Below are 21,733 nucleotides of genomic sequence, written 5' to 3'. Positions count from 1 at the left end.
TCATTTAGTGGTATCGTTTTTGCGAATTTTGCGTACACAACGAAACTTTGAATGGATAGACCAAAACGAGTAATGATTGCTGACGACGATAAGGCGATTGTAGATGCAGTGCAAGCGATGCTTGAATTTGGAGGTTATGAGGTGAGTTATACTTATGATGGTGCAACACTCTTAGACTTGAAAGAGAATTTTCCTGATTTAATATTATTAGACATCTGGATGTCTGGAACCGATGGCAGGGATGTTTGTAAAGCTTTGAAGCTCAAGGAACTCACTAGGGACATACCAGTCATCATGATTTCAGCAAGTCCGGATCTGGAGAACTCAGCTAAAGAGGCTGGGGCAGAAGATTTTCTGGAAAAACCTTTCGATATGGATGATCTTTTAGACAAGATTGGTGTTCAGCTTAAGGCTTCTTCTGAAAGCAGCATCTGTTAAACAATTGCAAACCTTCTCTGTTAATCATTAAATATTAAGAACAGAATAGCATGAAAACAGATTTTATAGAGATATTTCAAACCATCCGTGCCGAACTACAACCTTATGCTGCCCTTGGATTCACGAACCGGATAAACAGTGAGGAGGAGTATGATTTGTGGAGTGAAAAGAACATAAAAGCAGATAATGTAACCGAGCGATTCTTTGCAAGTATTAAGATAGAAGCTGATCATGTTTGTTTTCGCTATTCCACTTTAACAGGGGATGGCGAATTACAAGAGCGAATTACGAAACTTGATGATGTACTTAAAATGAAGATCGACGATATCTTATCTGCAACCTACAAGACCTTCAAAGAGACGGAGTGGGTGTAAAGGAACGTTGGCATCTTGATCTTCTGCAGCTCCTAGCTGATTGGGGCATTGCGGCTGAACTTGTTCCTAATGACCGGTTGATACTAATTCGCTTGCTGAGCCATGATGTTGTAATAAACTGCATATCAATAAGCAACCAACTTGAAGCGGATGAAGTTATTGCCGCCCAAAAGCATCATTTTGACCTGGGGATACAGTTTGTGAGCCTTTGGGAAGATGTTTGGTGCTCCAGGCAAATGCAGGTGCTGAATAGAATTCAATCCTTAACCGGCCGGAATACACGAATACACGGGCGGAAAACAACGGTAATTTCATTAGACAAACAGCAGGCGGATACATTTTTATCCGCCTTTCATATTCAAGGGCCTGCGATGGCTCGTTACAAGCTGGGTCTGCAATACCAGAATGAGCTGGTGGCTGTAGCTACTTTTAGCGGCACACGTTTAATGCGGCAGCATGCTGAAGGCTATCGCTCAGCGGAGTTGATTCGTTTTGCAACCAAGTCTGGTTTTACCGTCACAGGTGGTCTAACCAAATTGATTAAGCATTTTGCCTCATCCGTTAAAACAAATGATATCATGAGCTATGCAGACCGGGACTGGTCGATGGGCAAAGGTTATGAAGCTGCTGGCTTCACATTTCACAGTTTGATGCCTCCGGCTTCGCTCTGGTTGGACGTCTGCACCAACAAAAGGTATTTTCAACATCGGTTGCCGAGCATGCCTCAGGGTCTTGGCGCATCCGAAAAAGGTGACCACAGTTCAAGATTTGTGAAGATTTTCAATACTGGAAACCTTAAATACATCCTATACTTGTAAGATGTTACCGGTAGAATCAAAGATTGCTAATCCGCTAGTCGTTATTTTAGGTCCCACTGCATCTGGCAAAACGAAGCTTGCCGTGTCCGTTTCTGCCGCATTAGACGCAGAGATCATCAGTGCAGATAGCAGACAGGTTTTTAGAGGGATGGACATTGGAACCGGGAAAGACTTGACTGAATATAATTATCACGGAATCAACATACCATATCATCTTATCGATATTAAAGATGCAGGTGAAAGATACCACGTCGATGAATTTAAAAATGATTTCTTTGAGGTATTTCAACAACTAACCCGGCGAAAGAAGCTGCCGCTTCTGTGCGGCGGTACCGGGATGTACATTCATAGTGTGCTTCAAAATCATGCTTATACTTCAATACCAGTCGACCTGGACTTACGTTCGACATTATTGGTTAAAACGCAGCAGGAACTGAATACCGTGTTAGATCAATTCGCGCTTGAGAATACCGAGCACGCTGATCGCTCCACTCGCAAACGGCTTATACGCGCTATTGAAGTCGCAACATTTCTAGCTTCAAACAAACTTGAACTGGTACCAAGACCCGAGATCAGCCCTTATATAATTGGCCTCTATGACGACGTTGGCACCAGACGGGAGAAAATCCACAAGCGACTGGAAAGGCGTTTAGACGAAGGTATGATTGAAGAGGTGGCAGGCTTGCTTGAATCTGGTGTGTCGGCAGAAATGCTCTGCTTTTACGGTTTAGAATACAAAATTGTCGTGTCCTATCTGAAACATCAGGTTTCTTATGCTGACATGAAAACGCAGCTTTATAATGGAATTTGCCAGTATGCAAAACGTCAAATGACCTTTTTCAGAAAGATGGAGAAGGATGGGGTTAACATCCATTGGTATCAGGCAGATATAGATCCTGAAAACTTGCGTGAGCAGGTTTTAAATGACATTAAAAGTAACTTTTTCGATATCAAAACGACTTAATTGAAGTGCAGAGGCTGGCAGATTTGCCTGCTGTGGCATACCTTTTGATTATGGGCAATTGTCAAACAAGAATATATTTAATGACGTTTGATTAAACTAAATAATTATAAAATGAAAAGATTTACTAAAATTTTAGCTTCTGCAGCAGCTGTAGTTGCTTTATTCTTCAGTACTAATGTAAATGCACAGACTCCAAACTTCGGTATTGGCGCAAACGTGGGTGTACCTACAAATAATGACTTCCATAATCTTAGCTTAGGTGTTGATGCTCGTATCCAGTTTAATGTGGTAAAACAGTTATCTGTTCCTGTGACTGTTGGTTACACGCATATGATCGCTAAGGACAATGCATTTGCGCAAGGTGCTGAGGTGAAGGATTACGCCTTTATTCCAGCTAAGGCGGGATTAAAGTACTTCTTTAGTCCAACTGGATCCGGGTTATATGCCTTAGGTGAAGTCGGTGCGGCCTTCGGAGTATCGGAACGTTCTAAAACTGCATTCTTGTACTCTCCAGCGATAGGTTATTCTTGGAGCAGCGGTTTAGACTTAGGCGTGAAATACGAGAGTATTTCAAAGGCTGTTAAGTATACGGATGATAACATGGGACATGTTGCGATTCGTGTAGCTTATGGCTTCAAGTTGTAAGTTATGTATTTAACAAAAACCCCACTTGCGTTGCAGGTGGGGTTTTTTGTTTAATAGCTTTCGCAATTGATTATAATTTGAATTACATAAGTTGGGAAACCAAACTTGATTTTCAATCAATCTTTCCAAATTTAAAATTTTAGTGCTAATTTGACCAAAATAGAGCCCAGGCTCATAAGCCGAATATCAAAACGTAAAAGAATGAGAAACTATGCCGGAATTGTGCTGATGCTTGTTTTAGCTGCTTGCTCAAATGCTCAAAATCCCAAAGAATCAAAAGATACAGAAACCACGGCCGTGGTTGATGCTACAGGTGGAGTAGAGTTGGAAAACCCAAAACTCCAGTCAATTTACGACAACTATGTTATACTCAAAGATGCGCTGGTATCATCTGAATATGAGGTGGCCAAGACAGCTGCATCGTCCCTTCAAAACAACCTGGCCGTTTTTGAAGGTTGTGAAAATACCGCATTAATTGCTAAGAAGATTTCTGAATCAAAGGATATTGCTGCACAGCGTAAGGAGTTCACCTATCTGAGCTCAGATGTTATCGCATTGTTTAGCCACGCAACTTTGAAAAAAGGCACCATTTATGTCGAACACTGCCCAATGGCAAACAAGGGCGATGGTGGTTCATGGCTTTCGTCGGAAAAAAAGATACAAAATCCTTATTATGGCGATGAAATGATGGAATGTGGTTCCGTTAAGGATCAATTCACGGCAAGCCTTTAATAGGAATATTGAATTTATTAGCAGGTTTTTCGAAATAATTGAACAGCTTTGTTGATAGTGAAATGATGATGGTTAGATTTAATTACGTTTAAAATAAATATATAATATGTCAGATATCGTAGAAATAAAGATTGATGGGAAGGTTTATGAGTTTCCTGTTATAACAGGAACAGAGGGAGAGAAGGCTATAGATATTTCTAAATTAAGGGACTTGACGGGTCATATTACTTTAGATTTTGGTTACAAGAATACTGGATCCACCAAGAGTGCAATCACATTCCTTGATGGTGAAAAAGGAATATTGAAGTACCGGGGCTATGAAATTGAGGAACTTGCAAAGAAATCTACCTTTCTTGAGGTTGCCTACTTGCTGATCTATGGAGATCTTCCGACTTCAGACCAACTTGCTGGCTTACAAAGCAACATTAGTCGCCATACGCTTATCCACGAGGATATGAAGAAGTTTTTGGATGGTTACCCATCTAAATCTCACCCTATGGCTCAGCTTTCATCTTTGGTTTGTTCGTTATCTACATTCTACCCTGAATCGTTAAATGCAAATTCTTCGCCTGAAACCATGGATTTAACCATGATCAAATTGCTTGCGAAGTTTCCGACGATTGTAGCCTTCATTTACAAGAAATCTCTTGGTCATCCGCTTATCTATCCAAAAAATAAGTACGACTATGTAAGTAACTTCATTCACATGATCTTCGGTCAGCGTACGGAAGAAGTGGAGATAGATCCGGTTGTAGTTGCAGCGATGAACACGCTGTTGATCCTACATGCCGATCACGAGCAAAACTGCTCCGCATCTACAGTGCGGATGGTTGGATCTTCAGACTGTAACCTGTATGCTTCTGTATCTGCAGGTATTGATGCCTTATGGGGTCCATTACATGGCGGTGCTAATCAAGCTGTAATTGAGATGCTTGAGAAGATTAAAGAAGATGGTGGAGACACTGAAAAATGGATCAATAAAGCGAAAGATAAAAACGATCCTTTCCGTATGATGGGCTTCGGGCATCGCGTTTATAAGAACTTTGACCCGAGGGCAAAGATCATTAAGAAAGCGTGTGATGACATCTTAGCGAAGCTAGGTATCAATGATCCGGTACTTGAAATCGCAAAGAAACTTGAAGAGGCAGCTCTGAATGATCCTTATTTCGTAGAACGTAAGCTTTATCCAAACGTTGATTTCTATTCTGGTATCATCTACCGTGCCTTGGGTTTCCCTACGGATATGTTTACCGTATTGTTCGCCCTTGGCCGTCTTCCAGGATGGATCGCACAGTGGAAAGAGATGCACGAGAACAAAGAGCCTATCGGTCGTCCTAGACAGATCTATGTAGGTCATAAAGACAGAACTTTCACTGATATTTCAGAGCGATAATATCCGTACAAAAGATTCAATCCAAATGGTATATCATTTTAGACATACTGCAAATGAATTGAGAATATTTAACAAAGAAAAGCCCCTGAAATTAAACTTTCAGGGGCTTTCTTATTTTAGTTGGTTTTGAAAAACCAGTTGTAACTATAAATTACAACATGATCATTGTTACTGCGATGATGATTAAAATGGAGAGGTTAAATACAATCAGATAGCCGAACATTAAAAATGCGAATTTAGCTACCGTTACCCATCTTCTGCTATTATAAAACGTTCTTAGCGAGCGATAGATGTACCATAATGCATATATAAACCAGGCAGTGTTTAGCAGAAATGAAATGCCAAAAAACAGGTCAAAAAACCAGGTAAGTGCATTAAGTATAAGCAGGCTTAGAAAAAGCGCAGCGTGCACGTGAAAGGAATAAATGAGATGCTCGTAGTAGTATTTCTTAGATCTGAAGTAAACGAGTTTCAAAATCAATGCAAATAAAGGGAGTAAGATGAACATCATCTTAGGCACATTGTGCTTGATGTCTTCCTTGATCTTTTCTCCGGCGTTTGGATACTTTCGTAGCTCCAGGTTTTTGCGAATGATATAGTGCTTAAGAAAGTTATCCCGCTCTTTAGCAGGTAGCGCTTTCTGCCGATTCTCATAGGCATTTACAGTCGTATCGACTTTGTTAACCCAATCGTCATTGATCGTGAAATCATTCGATTCCGTATTTTTCTCATTAGCCTCAGAGATTGCTACTCTAATGATGCTATCTCGTTGTGCGGATGTTAGTGCTCGATTCTTTAGATCCTGTTCTAACCTTTCGATTTTTAGAAAAGCCTCTTTCTTTTTTGTAGTATTCGTGGTCTGCGCTGCCTCTTGTTCTACTTCATTCGACTTCGAGCTGCTAAGCATAAACAGGAAAAAAACAATACTGATGAAGATGTAAAGCCTTATCGGATGGATGAAAGCCACTCTTTTACCCGCTACATAGAGCTTAGAGAGATAGCCTGGCTGCATAAGCAGAGGCTTGATGGTCCCGAAGAACTTGGATTCAAAGTGAAAGTAATCCGCTATAGCATGGCTGATCATGTGAATAGCATCTTCTCTGATTTCTATGTTCTCCTGACCACAATGCGTGCAAAAATGTTCCTCTACGTGGTGGCCGCAGTTCAGGCAGTTAGATTCCTTCCTATATTTACCGGTTGACATGTGATTATGTTGTTTATGCCTAAATTAGTGCTCCAAAGCTTTGATCGCCGTTTCTTCTGCAGCTGTGTGTTTGTATTTGAAAACAAAGGGGAATGTAACCGCTAAAACGAGCGTATATGTAGCAAATGTGATCCAGATGTTTGTCCAATCTTTGCTTTGATCAGCATAGGTAAAGAAATGTTCAATGATCCAACCGCTGGAGAAACTTCCGAATAGTGCACCAAAACCATTCACCATCATCATAAACAGACCCTGTGCACTTCCACGCATTTTCGCGTCTACTTGTGTTTCAACGAATAATGAGCCCGAAATATTAAAGAAATCGAAAGCCATTCCGTAGATGATACAGGAAAGAACAATCATCCATAATCCCCCAGCAGGATCTGCAAAGGCGAAAAGCCCGAATCTTAACACCCAGGCAAGCATACTGAAAAGCATGACGTACTTAATTCCGAATTTCCGAAGGAAGAAGGGGATAGCCAGAATAAACAGCGTTTCAGAGATCTGGGAGATGGACATAATGATTGCCGGGTATTTTACTGCCAATAGGTTCGCATATTCAGGAACATTCTTGAAATCGTGAAGGAATGTATCTCCATAGGCGTTTGTTAACTGCAGTGCAGCGCCTAGTAGCATAGAATATAAGAAGAATATTGCGAAGTTCCCTTGTTTGAATAAGGAGAAAGCCCGAAGGCCTAAGGCGTCAACGAAGGTCTTTGTCTCCGTTTTCTTAGCCAGGGGTGGACATTTTGGCAACGTAAAAGCATAGATCCCTAGAAATAAAGAAACTGCAGAAGCGATGTAGAATTGGTTTGAAGAAGCTTCATTACCTGTTAAACTCACCACCCACAGCGCGGCAATAAAGCCGATAGTTCCCCATATCCGGATGGGAGGATAGTCCTTAATTACGTCTTTTTCATTATTCTTTAAAGCAGTATATGCCACGGTAATAGAAAGGGAGAGTGTAGGCATGTAGAAGATCATATTAAGCAATATGACCCAGAAGAAAGTTGTTGGATTATCAACAAGCGGAAGGCTGAAGAGCACAAAAGCGCCTAGAATATGCATGATGCCCAGTAACTTTTCCGCATTGATCCAGCGGTCTGAAACAATGCCTGCAAGCGCCGGCATGAATATCGATGCGATACCCATAGTTGAGAATATAACCCCAAATTCAGAACCAGACCATTGTTTATTTTGAAACCAGTAAACACCAATTGTAATAAGCCATGAACCCCAAATGAAAAACTGAAGGAAATTCATCAGGGTTAGGCGGAACTTAACGTTCATAATAACAGTTTAGTTTAATTTTAAGATTGAAAAAAGCATTATGTAAAATAATAAACTGACTGTCACGCATTCCTTAAGTAATTGTTCAAGGTCAAGCTATTAATTGATTCAAATGAAGTACTATGCAGAGTTTCGTTTGTTGATTTCGTCTCTGATTCTTGCCGCTTTCTCATAGGCTTCTTCGGCGATAGCCTCTTGAAGTTTTTGTTGAAGTTCCTCCAGGCTGTACGACTTATAACTGGAGCCTGGTATGGAAGTGTTTATGTCTTCGGATCCCTGTTCCTTGGAGATGCTGTCTATATTCTCTAGAAAAAGAAAGTCCTCTCCTTCAATTAATATTCCGGCAGAAGACAAGATAAATTCATAGGTGTAGATATTGGCGTTAAATCTTACCGCAAGTGCGATTGCATCTGAGGTACGGGCATCAATCTCCTGAACAGTATTCCCGTCAGAACAAATGATCTTTGCAAAAAATACGCCTTCCACCAGGTTATAAATAAGTACCTCCCGGATTTCGATGTTGTAGGCGAGTGCGAATGTTTTAAAAAGGTCGTGGGTAAGTGGACGGGTAGGTGTCATCTTCTCCATCTCTATGGCGATCGCTTGCGCTTCAAAGGCACCTATGATGATGGGAAGACGTCGTCGTCCATTAATCTCTCCTAACACGAGCGCGTATGCTCCAGACTGTGTCTGGCTGTAGGATAATCCAACGATATCAAGTTTTACTTTTTTCATGATTAAGAATACCTGGGCCGGGCTAGCCGGCCAGGTATATTATCCTTTATGTGCTTTTAATGCTTGAATTAATTTTGGTACAACCTCAAAAGCGTCGCCAACAATTCCATAATCAGCAACTTTGAAGAAAGGTGCTTCAGGATCTTTATTGATCACAACAATTACTTTTGAAGAGCTGATACCAGCAAGGTGCTGTATCGCACCCGAAATACCTATTGCGATATATAAGTTTGGACTTACCGTTATTCCGGTCTGACCAACGTGTTCAGAATGTGGTCTCCAGTCTGCGTCTGATACCGGTTTTGAACAGGCAGTTGCAGCGCCCAATAAACCTGCAAGTTCTTCAATCATACCCCAATTTTCAGGCCCTTTTAATCCTCTTCCCGCAGAAACTACAATTTCCGCATCAGGAAGAGAAACTTTGTCGGTCGCCCTGATAATTTCTTTAACAACTGCGTTGAAATCCGAAGCATTTTCAGCAGGTGTAAATGCCTCGATCGCTACATCATTCGCTCCAGCTTCCTTAACACCGTAAGCGTTAGGGTTTAAAGCAACCACCTTATTTTCAGACGTAATTTCAGTTACCGCAAAGGCTTTACCGGAGAACGCTGTTTTTTTCACTTTGAAGCTTCCACCATCATTGGTTGGAAGTTCTATAGCGCCATCTACAAATCCGGCCTTCAGTTTAACAGCTACACGAGGTGCCAAACCTTTACCGGAGAATGAGTTTGAAAGCACTACGATGTTTGCACCTTCTTTTGCAGCAGCTTCTGCAATAACAGAAGCATAAGCTTGGTTAACGAAGTTTGTTAATTGGCTTGTATTAACAGAAAGAACCTTAGATGCACCATATTTTCCAAGTTCTGCTAATGTTGGCTCTTCAACATCTCCAATGGAGATTGCAGTAAGGTTTGTATTATTTTGTTCAGCGATGGCTTTTGCATAAGAAACTGCTTCATAAACAGATTTCTTAAACTTTCCATCGGCGTGTTCTACGTAGACTAAAACTGACATATATCGTTTATTATACTTATGAGTGGAAGGGATTAGATTACTTTAGCCTCTTGATGTAAAAGGTCGATCAGTTTTTCGGTATCCTCAGATGGTACAAGTTTCACTGTTCCTCTTGGTGGAGGCGTTTGAAAGGACTCGATTTTAGACAGTTGCTCAATATCTTTAGCTTCAACAACCTGCAATGGCTTTGTTCTTGCCGACATGATGCCCCTCATATTTGGGATCTTCGGTTCAGCAACACCTTCAGCACAGCTGGCGATGAACTTTCCAGTCACGGTCAGGATTTCTTTACCACCTTCAATTTCTCTTTCGATTGTTGCGGTACTTCCATCATAGTCCAGTTTTTTAATGATTGAAATGGATGGAATATCCAAAAATTCACCGATCATGGATGCAACTTGCGCGCCATTGTAGTCAATAGATTCGCGGCCGGTAAGAATCATATCGAATTCCTGGTCCTTGGCATATTCAGCAATCTGGAAGGCAGTGAAATAAGCATCACGTGGCGCTGCATTGATCCTTACGGCGTTATCAGCTCCAATGGCTAGTGCTTTACGGATGGTCGGCTCGGTAGTGTTTTCTCCAACGTTAATGACGGTTACAGATCCTTTTCCACCTTCGCAAAGCGAAATAGCTTTGGATAACGCAATCTCATCGTAAGGGTTCACAATGTATTGAACACCCGCAGTATTGAATTGTGTATTATCGTTAGTAAAAGTTATTTTTGTGGTTGTGTCTGGCACATTACTTATACAAACTAATATTTTCATAAAAAAAGTCTTTTTGCAAATCTAATTAAAAAAGCAAGGATTAAAAATGCAAACTACCCGATTAAACAAGTTATTAGAATTTTTGAAAGCTGATCCTTCCGATCCCTTTATCCTATATGCGCTGGCCACTGAATACAATACCGCAGCGGACTATCAACAAGCATTTCATTACTATAATCTACTGGTTGAGCAGCGTCCGGATTATGTGGGAACATACTACCATTTAGGAAAGCTTCATGAAAAGACCGGCAACAAAGAAAAGGCTGTCGAAATCTACAGAATGGGCCTAAAGGCCGCTAGAGATAAAAACGACAATCATGCTTTTTCAGAGCTTCAGGGAGCTTTGAACTCGGCTTTGGGACTTGATTATGAAGACGATTAACCTGGGGTGCTTTGGTAGCTAAAAGACTGTTGTTTATTCGCCAGGTGATATTGTTTACGTTCACCGCCTTCGGTGGTGCTCAAGCACATATGGCACTTTTGCTAAAGTATTTCGTTAAGGACCTTAAATATATTTCCGAGGAAGATCTGCTGGAGCTGAATGCACTTGCGCAGGTACTACCTGGCCCAGCATCAACTCAAACCCTGGTCGGGCTCGCATACAAAGTCGGGGGACTGGGTTTATCGATTATCACTTTCCTCATCTGGATAATTCCTTCAGCAGCTCTTATGACTTTTGCCGCGGTAAGTTATGCAAGGCTGGATCATAAGAACCAGTTTGTGGAGATTATGAGGTACATCCAACCAGTAGCGCTGGGCGTGGTCGCCTATGGTGCCGTTAACCTGGGTAAAAAGGTCCTGCGATCACAGTTGTCTTTCTTTCTTGCTGGCGCTGCAGTGATCGCAACGCTTGTGCTAAGAAATGCCTATGTTTTCCCGCTTGCGATATTAATAGGGGGTATCATTTCCTCGTCAATTGACACACCACGTGAGGAGAATGAGTTGAGGATGCGTTTGTTTTCGAACATCAACCGTAATAAGCTGATCTACTATTTTGGGGTATTGCTATTCCTCGCATTACTAGGTGCAATTATTAACACGACCTCGCCTTTTAGTTTGCCGATCAGGTTGTTTGAGAATTTTTATCGCAACGGAATCTTCATTTTCGGGGGCGGGCAGGTCCTTGTTCCCCTGATGTTCACGGAGTTCGTTCAAATGAAACATTACCTGAATGCTTCAGAGTTTCTATCCGGCTTTGCCTTGCAACAAGCACTTCCCGGGCCCACATTCTCCTTTACCAGTTACCTGTCCGCATTAAGCATGAAGAACTTCGGCTACGGATTCTATGGCCAGCTGCTCGGCGGCGTGATCGGAGTGTTGGGCATCAACCTCCCAGGTGTGATCCTGGTACTGTTCATTGTTCCTTTCTGGGATGATTTAAAGAAGGTGAACCGAATTAAGTACTCACTCTCCGGCGTCAATGCGGTTAGTGTTGGCTTCATCATTGCTGCCTTTATCCTGCTTGTTAAGCCCATAGGATTGGATGCAATGTCCATCATCATTATTACCCTTACGTTCTTCACGCTAAACTACACGAAGATCAGTGCACCAATCTTGGTCATTGCAGGTATTGCTCTGGGCTATTTTCTATAGATGTTCTATCCAATATAAACAACAAGGCCGGTAGTCCAAACTACCGGCCTTGTTGTTTATTATTTCATCTTAGCAGTAAGAATGATTAGAATGGAGCATCTTCATCCTGCATGTCATCCATGCGGGACGGCTTGATGATTACATTCCCGAATGAGGAGCGATCAAAATCAGGAGAGGGCGCCAGACCCGCACCGGGGCTGTCTGAAGAGAACGAATTCTGCGGCGCAAAATCTTCTTCCAGATCCTGAAACTTCACATATTTACCTACGAAGCGCAGTGGTACAATACCGGTTTCACCATTCCTGTGTTTCGCGATGATAACCTCACCAACACCAGCCTGCGATCTGCCTTGTTCATCTTCTGTAATGCCATAATATTCCGGGCGGTAAAGGAAAAGTACCATATCGGCATCCTGCTCAATAGATCCAGATTCCCTTAAATCGGATAGGAGTGGTCGTTTACCATTCTGACCCGGCCTGTTTTCAACCGCACGACTCAGCTGTGATAGTGCAAGCACGGGTACGTCCAGCTCTTTTGCCACAGATTTCAGGGCCCTTGAAATACTACCAATCTCCTGCTCACGATTTCCACCGCCACCTTCACCTTTGCCATGCATTAACTGAAGGTAATCGATAATGATCATCTGAATATCGTACTGTGACTTCAACCTTCGGCATTTCGCACGAAACTCAAAGATGTTTAAGGCAGGAGTATCATCAATTAACAGAGGTGCTTCAGTCAGCGTGCCAATTTTACTGTGTAATTGTTGCCATTCCCATTCGGCCAAATTCCCCTTCCTAATCTTTTCCTGTTCAATCTCGGTTTCCCCAGAGATCAGACGATTAACAAGCTGTACAGAGGACATCTCCAAAGAAAATACCACCACGGGTTTCTTAAAATCTACAGCGGCATTTCGTGCGCAACTCAATACGAAGGCTGTTTTACCCATCGCCGGACGAGCTGCAATAATAACCAAATCGGACTTCTGCCAACCACCGGTAATCCGGTCAAGTGCGGTAAAGCCTGATGGTACACCGGTAAGACCGTCAGTTTTGGTTCTGAGCTCCTCAAGTGTGGCTAATGATTGTTTGATGATCTCATCCATCTTTTGGGTATCTCTTCGAAGGTTATTTTGAGCGATATCAAAAAGATTCTTCTCTGCATGGTCTAAGAGATCGAAAATGTCAGTCGTATCCTCGTAAGCATTTTGAATGATCTCAGAAGAGATGCGAATAAGTTCCCTCTGGATATACTTCTGTGAAATGATCCGGGCATGGTACTCGATATTCGCTGCAGACGCGACACGGTTAGTCAGATTGGTGATATAATATGCGCCACCAACCATCTCAAGCAGGCCCAATGTTCGTAGCTCCGAGGTTACGGTTAGGATATCAACCGGCTTTGACTTCTGGAACAACTGCTGTATTGCTTCAAATATTTTTTTATGTGATTCCTGATAAAATACTTCAGGTTTTAGAATATCAATTACTGTGGACAGGGCATCCTTTTCAAGCATTAAAGCACCTAAAACGGCTTCTTCAAGGTCAATCGCCTGCGGCGGAATTTTCCCCATGGTGCTTACAGAATTGGTCAACCTGTTCTTACGCGAAGTAAAGCTAGACCTTTCCTGCCCCTGGTTTGCATTGTCAATTATCATAATACAAAATTATGGAAAATAACCCTGCATCCGAGATTTCTTTTTGCACATAATCATATCCCCCAAAGGAAAACATGATGTCTTAAAGCAAGACCTGGTGCATGAAGACAAAACGAAAAAAATAATGTATTTTTGCAGGATAATTTATAAAGAATGGAGCAGTTCAAAAGGTCTGGAAGACCTAAAGAAAATAATGAGTTTATATTTGGTATACGTGCTGTAATCGAAGCGATTAAGGCGGGCAGGGATATCGAAAGTATCTATCTGCAACGCAGCTTGAACGGCGAGCTGATTGTTGAACTAAAAAGTCACCTGAGAAACCTCGACGTTCCGGTCCATAACGTGCCCGTGGAGAAACTTAACCGCATGACCCAGAAAAACCATCAGGGCGTTATCGCAGTAATCTCATCCATCACCTTTCAAAAAATTGAAGATATCATTCCCGCGATCTACGAGAAAGGAGAGACCCCTCTAATCTTAATACTAGATGGTATTACCGACGTGCGCAACATGGGGGCAATCGCCAGAACTGCGGCCTGTACAGGTGTTCATGCCATTGTCGTCCCAATAAAGAATACAGCACAGATCAATGCAGATGCCATAAAAACTTCAGCGGGCGCACTTTTTACCATTCCCGTATGTCGTCATCCGAACCTGCATAAAACAGCACTTTTCCTTCAGGAATGTGGGCTCCAGATCGTTGCATGTACTGAAAAAACCAGCGACCTTATCTATGCTCCCGATTATACCGTTCCAACGGCCATTGTAATGGGCGCAGAAGATGAAGGCATTTCGAACGACATCATGCGTATGGCTAATCACCTTGCTAAGATCCCGATGTTTGGTGAAATTGGTTCACTTAACGTATCTGTATCCACTGGTGTAATTTTATACGAGGCGATAAGACAACGTTCTTCAGTGCAATCATAAAGCAAAGCATACCTAATAGAAAAGGCCGGCAATTTGATAAATTGCCGGCCTTTTATTTAAACGTTCTATTTCGCTAGATAAATCTGGTACCGAATTTACCTTTTACATCAGCAACAATTTGTTTTACGCTTTCTTCTTCTGTTCTTGGACAAATCAATAGAATATCATTAGACTCCACCACAATATAGTCGTGCAAGCCCTGCAAAATTACCAGCTTTTCCTTAGGCATGTTCACCATGCAATTTGAAGAATCAAACATCATGACCTGCTCCGAGGGGATAACCGCATTGCCAACATAATCCTTTTCTGCCATATCGTAAATGGAAGACCAGGTACCAAGGTCCGACCAACCGAAATCTGACGGTAACACATAAACATTCTCTGCCTTTTCCATAATAGCGAAATCAATAGAGATATTCGTGCATTGTTGATATGCGTCAGAAATGAATGGCTTTTCCATTACTGAATTGTACACAGAAGCGCCAAGCGCGAAAATTTCGTGCATCTCCGGTAAATGCTTTTTAAAAGCATTGTTAATAGATTTCACAGACCAGATGAAAATACCTGCATTCCAAAGAAAGTCGCCGCTTTGTATAAAGGTGCGCGCCAGCTCCAGGTTGGGTTTTTCGGTGAACAACTTTACCTTATGAATTTGGTCGTCTGTCGGTAAGTTCTGTTCTGTATACTGGATATAACCGTAACCCGTATCAGGACGGCTCGGCTTGATACCCAGCGTAATTAGTGAATCATTTTCTGCAGCTGCCAGCAAAGATTGTTCAATAGCGGTCTGAAATGCATTCTGATTAGCAATCGTATGGTCTGAAGGTGCAACAACGATAATCGCATCCGGGTTAAGTTCAGCAATCTTCATGGAACCATAGGCGATACAAGGTGCCGTATTCCGCATGATCGGTTCTGCAAGAATCTGATTATCGGCAAGGGCAGGAAGCTGCTCTTTGATCAGCGGGACATAGATCTCATTTGTAACGATAAATATATTCTCGGCTGGGCAAATATTCAGAAAGCGATCATAGGTGCTTTGGATCAGCGTCTTTCCCACTCCAAAAAAATCAATGAACTGTTTCGGGAAATTTGTTCTGCTAACCGGCCAGAAGCGACTGCCTACGCCACCGGCCATGATCAATGCATAGTTGTTTTTATTCATAGTTTATATGTCAAGAGCGTTATTAAATAATTCCTTCCTGCAAAAGGTCGTGCAGATGAATAATACCAAAGTACTTATCCTGATCCATAACCAGCAGTTGTGTGATGCTATTTTCTTTCATTATCTGTAAAGCATCGAATGCCAGCATATTCTTATCCACTTGTTTAGGGTTCAGGGTCATGATATCCTTTGCGCTAATATTAAGCAAATTCGTATGCTTTTCCAACATTCTTCTGATATCACCATCGGTGATGATGCCGAGAACCTTGGTACCTTCTAAAATAACTACGGCACCAAGTCTGTTTTGGCTGATTTCAAGTATGACGTCTTTAACCGATGCAGTGGCCTGGATCTCAGGTCGTTTATTTTTTAAGGCAAGCTCTGCAACCTTCAGGTATAAACGCTTCCCCAAAGATCCACCCGGATGATAACGTGCAAAGTCATCCTCATTGAAGTTTCTGGTTTCCAACAAACAGATCGCAAGTGCATCGCCCATGGCTAACTGCGCCGTTGTACTAGTTGTCGGGGCAAGGTTGTGTGGGCAAGCCTCCTTCTCAACACTGGTGTTCAGAATCAAGTCTGCAAGGTTTGCAAGGTCTGATTGTAACTGCCCAACCATGCCAATCAGCAGGTTGCCAGACTGCTTCAGCAATGGTGCCAGCACCTTGATCTCCGGTGTGTTACCGCTCTTTGAAATGCAAATGACAACATCATCTTTCTGGATCATTCCAAGGTCTCCATGAACCGCATCGCCGGCATGCATGAATATTGCTGGGGTGCCGGTAGAGTTGAAAGTTGCGACAATTTTTTGTGCAATAATGGCACTTTTTCCCACACCTGTGACAATGACCCGACCCTGGATTTCAGCGATGATTTCGACAGCTCTTTTAAAGTCCTCGTTCACATTTGGAATAAGGTTTAGAATGGCCTGAGCCTCTAATTGCAATGTGTTTACTGCGATTTCGTAAGTTGATTTTTTACTTTTCAAAGAGAATTTATTAGAGTCCGAATGCTTTTATCCGTGCAAAATTATGTTATTTTGAATCAAATATAGCACTGAATATTTTATACACAGGATGGATGTGAAAAAGTCGTTGTTTGACAACTTGCAAACCTTTTTTGGTTTCAACAATTTTAAAGGTGATCAGGAGCCGATCATTACCAATGTTCTAGAGCGGAAGAATACCTTTGTTATAATGCCTACTGGTGGAGGCAAATCAATCTGCTACCAGCTCCCTGCCTTGATGAGTGAAGGCACCGCCATCGTTATTTCTCCACTAATTGCTTTAATGAAGAATCAGGTTGATCAGCTGCGCGCATTTGGCGGAAGCGACAGCATCGCCCATTTTTTAAATTCCTCGTTAAATAAATCTGAGATCAATCAGGTAAAAAGTGACCTGCTAAATGGTAAAACCAAGCTGCTTTATGTTGCTCCGGAATCGCTTTCCAAAGCGGACAATGTAGAGTTCCTAAAACTTATAAAGATTTCTTTCGTTGCGGTTGATGAAGCACACTGTATTTCAGAGTGGGGCCATGATTTCCGCCCGGAATACCGCAAGATACGCCAGGTAATCGCCGGCCTCGGACCTGATATCCCCATCATAGCCTTAACAGCAACTGCAACGCCGAAGGTGCAACTTGATATTATCAAAAACCTTCAAATGGGCGATGCGACCTTATTCAAATCTTCGTTCAACAGGCCTAACTTGTTTTACGAAATCCGCCCAAAGCGGGATGTGCTAAAGGAGATCATTCGGTACATCAAGCAGAATACAGGTAAATCGGGAATTATCTACTGTCTTAGCCGGAAAAAAGTTGAGGAAGTTGCCGAGGCGCTGAACCTTAATGGCATCAAAGCCTTGCCATACCATGCCGGGTTGGAACCGAAGGTCCGTGCGGAGACGCAGGACAAATTCCTGATGGAGGATGTGGAAGTTATTGTTGCGACCATAGCTTTTGGTATGGGGATCGATAAGCCTGATGTACGTTTTGTAATTCACCACGACATACCTAAAAGTATGGAAGGCTACTACCAGGAAACCGGACGTGCCGGAAGAGATGGTGGCGAAGGGGTTTGCATTGCTTTCTACGCACAGAAAGATATCGACAAGCTTGCGAAATTCATGAAAGACAAGCCCGTATCGGAGCGTGAAATTGGCACACAGATTCTGAAAGAGGTTATTGACTATGCGGAATCAGGTGTTTGCCGTAGAAAACAGATATTGCACTACTTTGGCGAGAACTTTAACGAAGCTGGCTGTAATGGCATGTGCGATAACTGCAGAAGGACAAAAACCTACTTCGACGCCGAGGAGAATCTGAAAAGTTTGTTGGAGCTGATTAAGCGCAGCGGTGAGAAGTTCGATGATACCCATATCTTGAACATCATCATGGGCACTGAGACGGCACAAACGATTGCTTACGAGCATAGGAAACTGCCAGAGTTTGGCCTGGGAAAAATCGAGGGTGAAAACCTTTGGAAGTCTTTGGTGAGACAGGCGATCCTGAACAACTTCCTCGTAAAAGACATTGATAATTATGGCCTGCTAAGTCTGTCCAAGACCGGGCAAGACTTCATAGACAATCCCTATGCCTTGAAATTTATCCTTCGGGAACCAATTGAAAGTGACAATTCGGACGATGAGGACGACGCAAAACAAGGCGCAGGCGTACTAGACACCCAGTTGCTGCAGTTACTGAAAGACCTTCGTAAAAAGATTGCCAAACAGAAGAATGTTCCACCGTTCGTTGTTTTCCAGGATCCATCTCTAGAAGAGATGTGTACACATTATCCGGTGTCCATGGAAGAACTGAAGCAGATTTCTGGCGTTGGAAATGGAAAAGCAATGAAGTTCGGCGCACCATTTATCGAACTCATCAAAAAGTATGTTGCCGATAATGACATCGAACGTCCTGTTGATCTGATCATTAAAACCCAGGCCAACAAATCCCAGCTAAAGGTGTCGATCATCCAAAATGTAGACCGTCAAATTGGCCTGGACGACATTGCCCGCGCTAAAGGCATCACCTATGATGACATCCTGAAGGAGATCGAAGCAATCGTGAACTCCGGAACAAAACTGAACCTCAACTATTTTGTTGATGAAGTATTGGATGATGATCGCCAGGATGAAGTATTCGACTACTTCCGTACCGCAGAAAACGATTCTATTGATGCTGCGCTAAAAGATCTGGGTGAAACCGATTATACACGCGAAGAAATACAACTAATGCGAATTAAGTTCATGTCTGAACTTGGAAACTAATGAACGATGATCAATTTTGAGCTAGATAAACTAAAATTTACCGACAGCAACAATTTCTTTTTGATGGCGGGTCCTTGCGCGATAGAGGGTGAGGAGATTGCTTTACGCATTGCCGAACGAATCGTAAGCATTACGGATAAGCTGCAGATTCCTTACATCTTTAAGGGCTCTTACCGTAAAGCAAACCGTTCTAAAGGGAGCTCTTTCACCGGAATAGGGGATGAAAAGGCACTTAAAATCCTGGAGAAAGTTGGTAACACCTTTGGGGTGCCAACTGTAACGGATATCCATGAAAGTGCAGAAGCTGCTATGGCTGCTGCCTATGTCGATGTGCTACAGATCCCTGCATTTTTATGCCGCCAAACCGATCTGCTAATTGCTGCCGCCAAAACGAATAAGGTCGTCAATGTAAAAAAAGGACAGTTCCTTTCTGCTGGTTCCATGAAGTTTGCCGTGGAAAAGATTGTAGAATCGGGTAACAATAGGGTAATTTTAACAGATCGAGGAAATACCTTTGGCTACCAGGATTTGATCGTTGATTACCGTGGCCTTCCCGAGATGCAAAGCTTCAACGTTCCGGTGGTGATGGATTGCACGCATTCTTTACAGCAGCCAAATCAAAGTTCAGGCGTTACCGGGGGCAAACCAGAGCTTATCGCAACCATTGCTAAAGCTGCTATCGCCGTTGGTGCAGATGGCCTGTTTATAGAAACACATCCAGATCCTGCATGTGCAAAATCCGATGGTGCAAATATGCTTCATCTGGATCATTTAGAAGAACTACTTACCCAACTGGTAAGATTAAGAAAAGCGGTTATCTAACCGCTTTTTTTGTGCCTCATTAAATTCCGGTAACCACAAATGAGGTCCGCCGGTTTTTTTGCCGTCCTTCAGGGCTGGCATTGTTAGCTAAAGGCTTATCCTTCCCATATCCCTTATATTTTAGGCGTTCAGCCTCAACATTTTGCTCCAGGAGATAGTTGTACACCGCCTTGGCCCGGGCATTAGAGAGTGCCATATTCTGGACGTCATTTCCGGTATTGTCGGTATGTCCCTGTATCTCAATGGTCATCTTTGGATTTTCCCGTAGTAATCCAAGGAGAATTTCTAGCTCGGTTAAGGATGGGGGTAACAGCGTCGACATATTGGTGTCGAAGAATATGTTCTTTAGCGTAAGATTGCTTCCAGTCTTAATCCGTTCCATATACACGATCAACTCCACCGGCTTATTGCCATTCTTCTCCTGCAACTCGAAATGATCTGAGTAAAATAGATAGCCTTTTGCCGACACATTCAGCGAGTAGTTACTGCCGACAGGCATTACGGCGAGAAAATCGCCCGTTTCAGCAGAAGTAAAATCGTTGAATTGCGTTTTTTTAGTTTTAAGGTCTACAACCAATACCTCTGCCGCAAGTGGCTGTTTAGATTCCTTATCATATACGGTTCCATTTACATAAGAGATCTGTTTGGGTTTTGCCACTACCGGCATTTTAAAAGAATATAGATCCAGCTCACCGAAAGTATCTGTGAGCGTTGTCGAAAATATCCCATTCAGACCGTCAGGTGTTACAATCAAACCGGTCTCTTCATGATAACTGTTTATCGGGTAACCCAGGTTAACAGGCCTGCTCCAGTTCCCGCTCACATCAGTTCTACTGTAAAAGATATCTTTGTTTCCCATCCCTGGCCAGCCATCAGACGAGAAGTACAAGGTTTGCCCATCTGGATGTACGAAAGGAGTATGTTCGTCATAGGGCGTGTTAATCTCTGGCCCTAAGTTAACCGGTGCACTCCAGGTACCATCTTTCTTTAACTGTGTTTTCCAAAGATCATAACCACCAAGACCACCAGGTCGGTTGCTTGAAAAATATAACGTATTACCATCGGGGCTGACCGCAGGTTGGGAGTCCCAGTATTTTGAATTAACCACACTGCCCAGATTGAAGGGGCGATCCCATTTTTTCCCAGATTTATGACTTACATAGATGTCACAGCTACCAAAACCATCCGGGCGATTGCAGCCCGTGAAAAAAAGATATTTCCCATCGGGTGAAAGCGACTGCGCACCTTCGTTGTATTCCTTCGTATTTATATTCGTACTTAGCGGCACCGCCTCGGTCCAGTCTGTAGATTTACTGCGTGTACTGATCAGGAAATCTTCATTACCGTCAATCACCCGGCTGTAAATCATGGTACGACCATCCGCTGTGATGGCTGGAAAGTACTCCCGGTATTTGGAATTGATATTCCCACCCATGTTCTGGGGCTGAAAGGGTTGTGGAGTTTTAAGTGCTTCAATTGCAAAACTGCAGTCATTGAGGTACTTCTTTGCGCGGACCAGGATTTTCTGATCCTTGCCTTCATACGTTGATATGAAAAGGTTCAGATGTTTTTGAGCGTTGGTATAGTCGCCGGTGAGCAGTTGTGACTCGCCCAGGGAATAGTACACCCGCGAATCTACCGGAGCGTTAAGCTCCAATGCCTTCAGATAAATCACTGTGCTCTTGTCAAAAGTTTTTAGACGTCTGTAAACATCACCGAGCTGCAGGTAAGCCAGTTGGAAATCAGGATCTTTATCTATTGCTTGCTGTAGTTGTACGGCTGCATCCTCATAGGCGCCTTTGTCCAAAAATGCCTGCGCGTTATTAAAACTTCGCTGCGCCTGCGTATTGCCCGACTGTTGTCCTGCTGCTGAAAGCTCTATTCCAATAAATAAGCATAGAAACAAGATTCCCTTCATTCTAT

At 42.7% G+C, this 21,733-nt stretch carries 21 protein-coding genes; 12 read left to right on the top strand and 9 right to left on the bottom strand.

Annotation, left to right across the window (positions count from 1 at the left end; translation table 11 throughout):
- Nucleotides 1–51 precede the first annotated feature (51 nt).
- From ACTHQF_RS08305 to ACTHQF_RS08275, 7 genes are all read left to right on the top strand, one after another.
- A complete protein-coding gene (locus ACTHQF_RS08305) occupies nucleotides 52–438 on the top strand; it encodes a response regulator (RefSeq protein ID WP_440429612.1) in 387 nt (128 codons plus the stop codon).
- Between the two features lie 50 nt (nucleotides 439–488).
- Nucleotides 489–812, top strand: a complete 324-nt coding sequence (locus tag ACTHQF_RS08300; protein WP_440429610.1) for a hypothetical protein — start codon at nucleotides 489–491, stop codon at nucleotides 810–812.
- On the top strand, nucleotides 803–1,630 hold the full coding sequence (locus ACTHQF_RS08295; RefSeq protein WP_440429608.1) for a hypothetical protein: 828 nt from the start codon (nucleotides 803–805) through the stop codon (nucleotides 1,628–1,630). Before ACTHQF_RS08300 ends, ACTHQF_RS08295 begins: the two co-directional genes overlap by 10 nt.
- 1 nt (nucleotide 1,631) lies before the next feature.
- Nucleotides 1,632–2,594 carry a tRNA (adenosine(37)-N6)-dimethylallyltransferase MiaA gene (gene miaA, locus ACTHQF_RS08290; RefSeq protein WP_440429606.1) on the top strand — a complete coding sequence of 321 codons (963 nt, stop codon included), beginning with the start codon at nucleotides 1,632–1,634 and terminating at the stop codon, nucleotides 2,592–2,594.
- Between the two features lie 111 nt (nucleotides 2,595–2,705).
- Nucleotides 2,706–3,239 carry a hypothetical protein gene (locus ACTHQF_RS08285; protein ID WP_440429604.1) on the top strand — a complete coding sequence of 178 codons (534 nt, stop codon included), beginning with the start codon at nucleotides 2,706–2,708 and terminating at the stop codon, nucleotides 3,237–3,239.
- 201 nt (nucleotides 3,240–3,440) lie between these two features.
- Nucleotides 3,441–3,971 carry a DUF3347 domain-containing protein gene (locus ACTHQF_RS08280; RefSeq protein ID WP_440429602.1) on the top strand — a complete coding sequence of 177 codons (531 nt, stop codon included), beginning with the start codon at nucleotides 3,441–3,443 and terminating at the stop codon, nucleotides 3,969–3,971.
- Nucleotides 3,972–4,077: 106 nt separating this feature from the next.
- Nucleotides 4,078–5,364, top strand: coding sequence for a citrate synthase (locus tag ACTHQF_RS08275; protein WP_440429600.1), 1,287 nt, complete (start codon nucleotides 4,078–4,080; stop codon nucleotides 5,362–5,364).
- A 151-nt stretch (nucleotides 5,365–5,515) separates the two neighbouring features.
- Here the strand turns inward: ACTHQF_RS08275 and ACTHQF_RS08270 are convergent, their stop codons facing one another.
- The 5 genes from ACTHQF_RS08270 to ACTHQF_RS08250 all read right to left on the bottom strand — a co-directional run bounded on the left by ACTHQF_RS08270 (nucleotide 5,516) and on the right by ACTHQF_RS08250 (nucleotide 10,377).
- Complete coding sequence (locus tag ACTHQF_RS08270; RefSeq protein WP_440429599.1) at nucleotides 5,516–6,568, bottom strand: DUF3667 domain-containing protein; 1,053 nt, start codon at nucleotides 6,566–6,568, stop codon at nucleotides 5,516–5,518.
- Nucleotides 6,569–6,592: 24 nt separating this feature from the next.
- The gene (locus tag ACTHQF_RS08265; protein WP_440429597.1) at nucleotides 6,593–7,858 is read right to left on the bottom strand and encodes a nucleoside permease; all 1,266 of its coding nucleotides are present in this window, start codon (nucleotides 7,856–7,858) and stop codon (nucleotides 6,593–6,595) included.
- Nucleotides 7,859–7,978: 120 nt separating this feature from the next.
- Nucleotides 7,979–8,593 (bottom strand): bifunctional nuclease domain-containing protein, encoded by a 615-nt coding sequence (locus ACTHQF_RS08260; RefSeq protein ID WP_440429596.1) that lies wholly within the window; start codon nucleotides 8,591–8,593, stop codon nucleotides 7,979–7,981.
- A 39-nt stretch (nucleotides 8,594–8,632) separates the two neighbouring features.
- Complete coding sequence (locus ACTHQF_RS08255) at nucleotides 8,633–9,607, bottom strand: electron transfer flavoprotein subunit alpha/FixB family protein (protein WP_440429595.1); 975 nt, start codon at nucleotides 9,605–9,607, stop codon at nucleotides 8,633–8,635.
- Nucleotides 9,608–9,639: 32 nt separating this feature from the next.
- Nucleotides 9,640–10,377: an electron transfer flavoprotein subunit beta/FixA family protein gene (locus tag ACTHQF_RS08250; RefSeq protein WP_440429594.1), complete on the bottom strand. Its 738-nt coding sequence runs from the start codon at nucleotides 10,375–10,377 to the stop codon at nucleotides 9,640–9,642.
- A gap of 46 nt (nucleotides 10,378–10,423) precedes the next feature.
- Between ACTHQF_RS08250 and ACTHQF_RS08245 the strand changes: the two genes are divergently transcribed.
- Nucleotides 10,424–10,759, top strand: coding sequence for a tetratricopeptide repeat protein (locus tag ACTHQF_RS08245; RefSeq protein WP_440429593.1), 336 nt, complete (start codon nucleotides 10,424–10,426; stop codon nucleotides 10,757–10,759).
- An 11-nt stretch (nucleotides 10,760–10,770) separates the two neighbouring features.
- Nucleotides 10,771–11,970: a chromate efflux transporter gene (gene chrA / locus ACTHQF_RS08240; RefSeq protein WP_440429592.1), complete on the top strand. Its 1,200-nt coding sequence runs from the start codon at nucleotides 10,771–10,773 to the stop codon at nucleotides 11,968–11,970.
- Nucleotides 11,971–12,055: 85 nt separating this feature from the next.
- On the opposite strand, the gene dnaB is transcribed toward chrA, so the two are convergent.
- Entirely contained in the window at nucleotides 12,056–13,627 is a 1,572-nt protein-coding gene (gene dnaB, locus ACTHQF_RS08235) for a replicative DNA helicase (protein WP_440429591.1), read from the bottom strand.
- 153 nt (nucleotides 13,628–13,780) lie between these two features.
- Here dnaB and rlmB point away from each other — a divergent pair, with 153 nt between their 5' ends.
- Nucleotides 13,781–14,557, top strand: a complete 777-nt coding sequence (gene rlmB, locus ACTHQF_RS08230) for a 23S rRNA (guanosine(2251)-2'-O)-methyltransferase RlmB (protein ID WP_440429590.1) — start codon at nucleotides 13,781–13,783, stop codon at nucleotides 14,555–14,557.
- 73 nt (nucleotides 14,558–14,630) lie between these two features.
- Here rlmB and ACTHQF_RS08225 read toward each other — a convergent pair whose 3' ends face one another.
- Nucleotides 14,631–15,722, bottom strand: coding sequence for a mannose-1-phosphate guanylyltransferase (locus tag ACTHQF_RS08225; protein WP_440429589.1), 1,092 nt, complete (start codon nucleotides 15,720–15,722; stop codon nucleotides 14,631–14,633).
- A 22-nt stretch (nucleotides 15,723–15,744) separates the two neighbouring features.
- Entirely contained in the window at nucleotides 15,745–16,710 is a 966-nt protein-coding gene (locus ACTHQF_RS08220; protein ID WP_440429587.1) for a KpsF/GutQ family sugar-phosphate isomerase, read from the bottom strand.
- An 88-nt stretch (nucleotides 16,711–16,798) separates the two neighbouring features.
- On the opposite strand from ACTHQF_RS08220, the gene recQ reads away from it, so the two are divergent.
- Together recQ and kdsA are read left to right on the top strand one after the other, a co-directional pair.
- Complete coding sequence (gene recQ, locus ACTHQF_RS08215) at nucleotides 16,799–18,988, top strand: DNA helicase RecQ (RefSeq protein ID WP_440429586.1); 2,190 nt, start codon at nucleotides 16,799–16,801, stop codon at nucleotides 18,986–18,988.
- A gap of 6 nt (nucleotides 18,989–18,994) precedes the next feature.
- Nucleotides 18,995–19,810 carry a 3-deoxy-8-phosphooctulonate synthase gene (gene kdsA / locus ACTHQF_RS08210; RefSeq protein ID WP_440429585.1) on the top strand — a complete coding sequence of 272 codons (816 nt, stop codon included), beginning with the start codon at nucleotides 18,995–18,997 and terminating at the stop codon, nucleotides 19,808–19,810.
- A gap of 19 nt (nucleotides 19,811–19,829) precedes the next feature.
- Here the strand turns inward: kdsA and ACTHQF_RS08205 are convergent, their stop codons facing one another.
- Nucleotides 19,830–21,728, bottom strand: a complete 1,899-nt coding sequence (locus tag ACTHQF_RS08205) for an OmpA family protein (RefSeq protein WP_440429584.1) — start codon at nucleotides 21,726–21,728, stop codon at nucleotides 19,830–19,832.
- Nucleotides 21,729–21,733: the final 5 nt, after the last annotated feature.

It is taken from the genome of Pedobacter sp. SAFR-022 (assembly GCF_051965375.1).
Classification (GTDB): domain Bacteria; phylum Bacteroidota; class Bacteroidia; order Sphingobacteriales; family Sphingobacteriaceae; genus Pedobacter.
The sequence above is the reverse complement of the archived record's forward strand: the minus strand, read 5'-3'. Positions and strand labels throughout refer to the sequence as shown.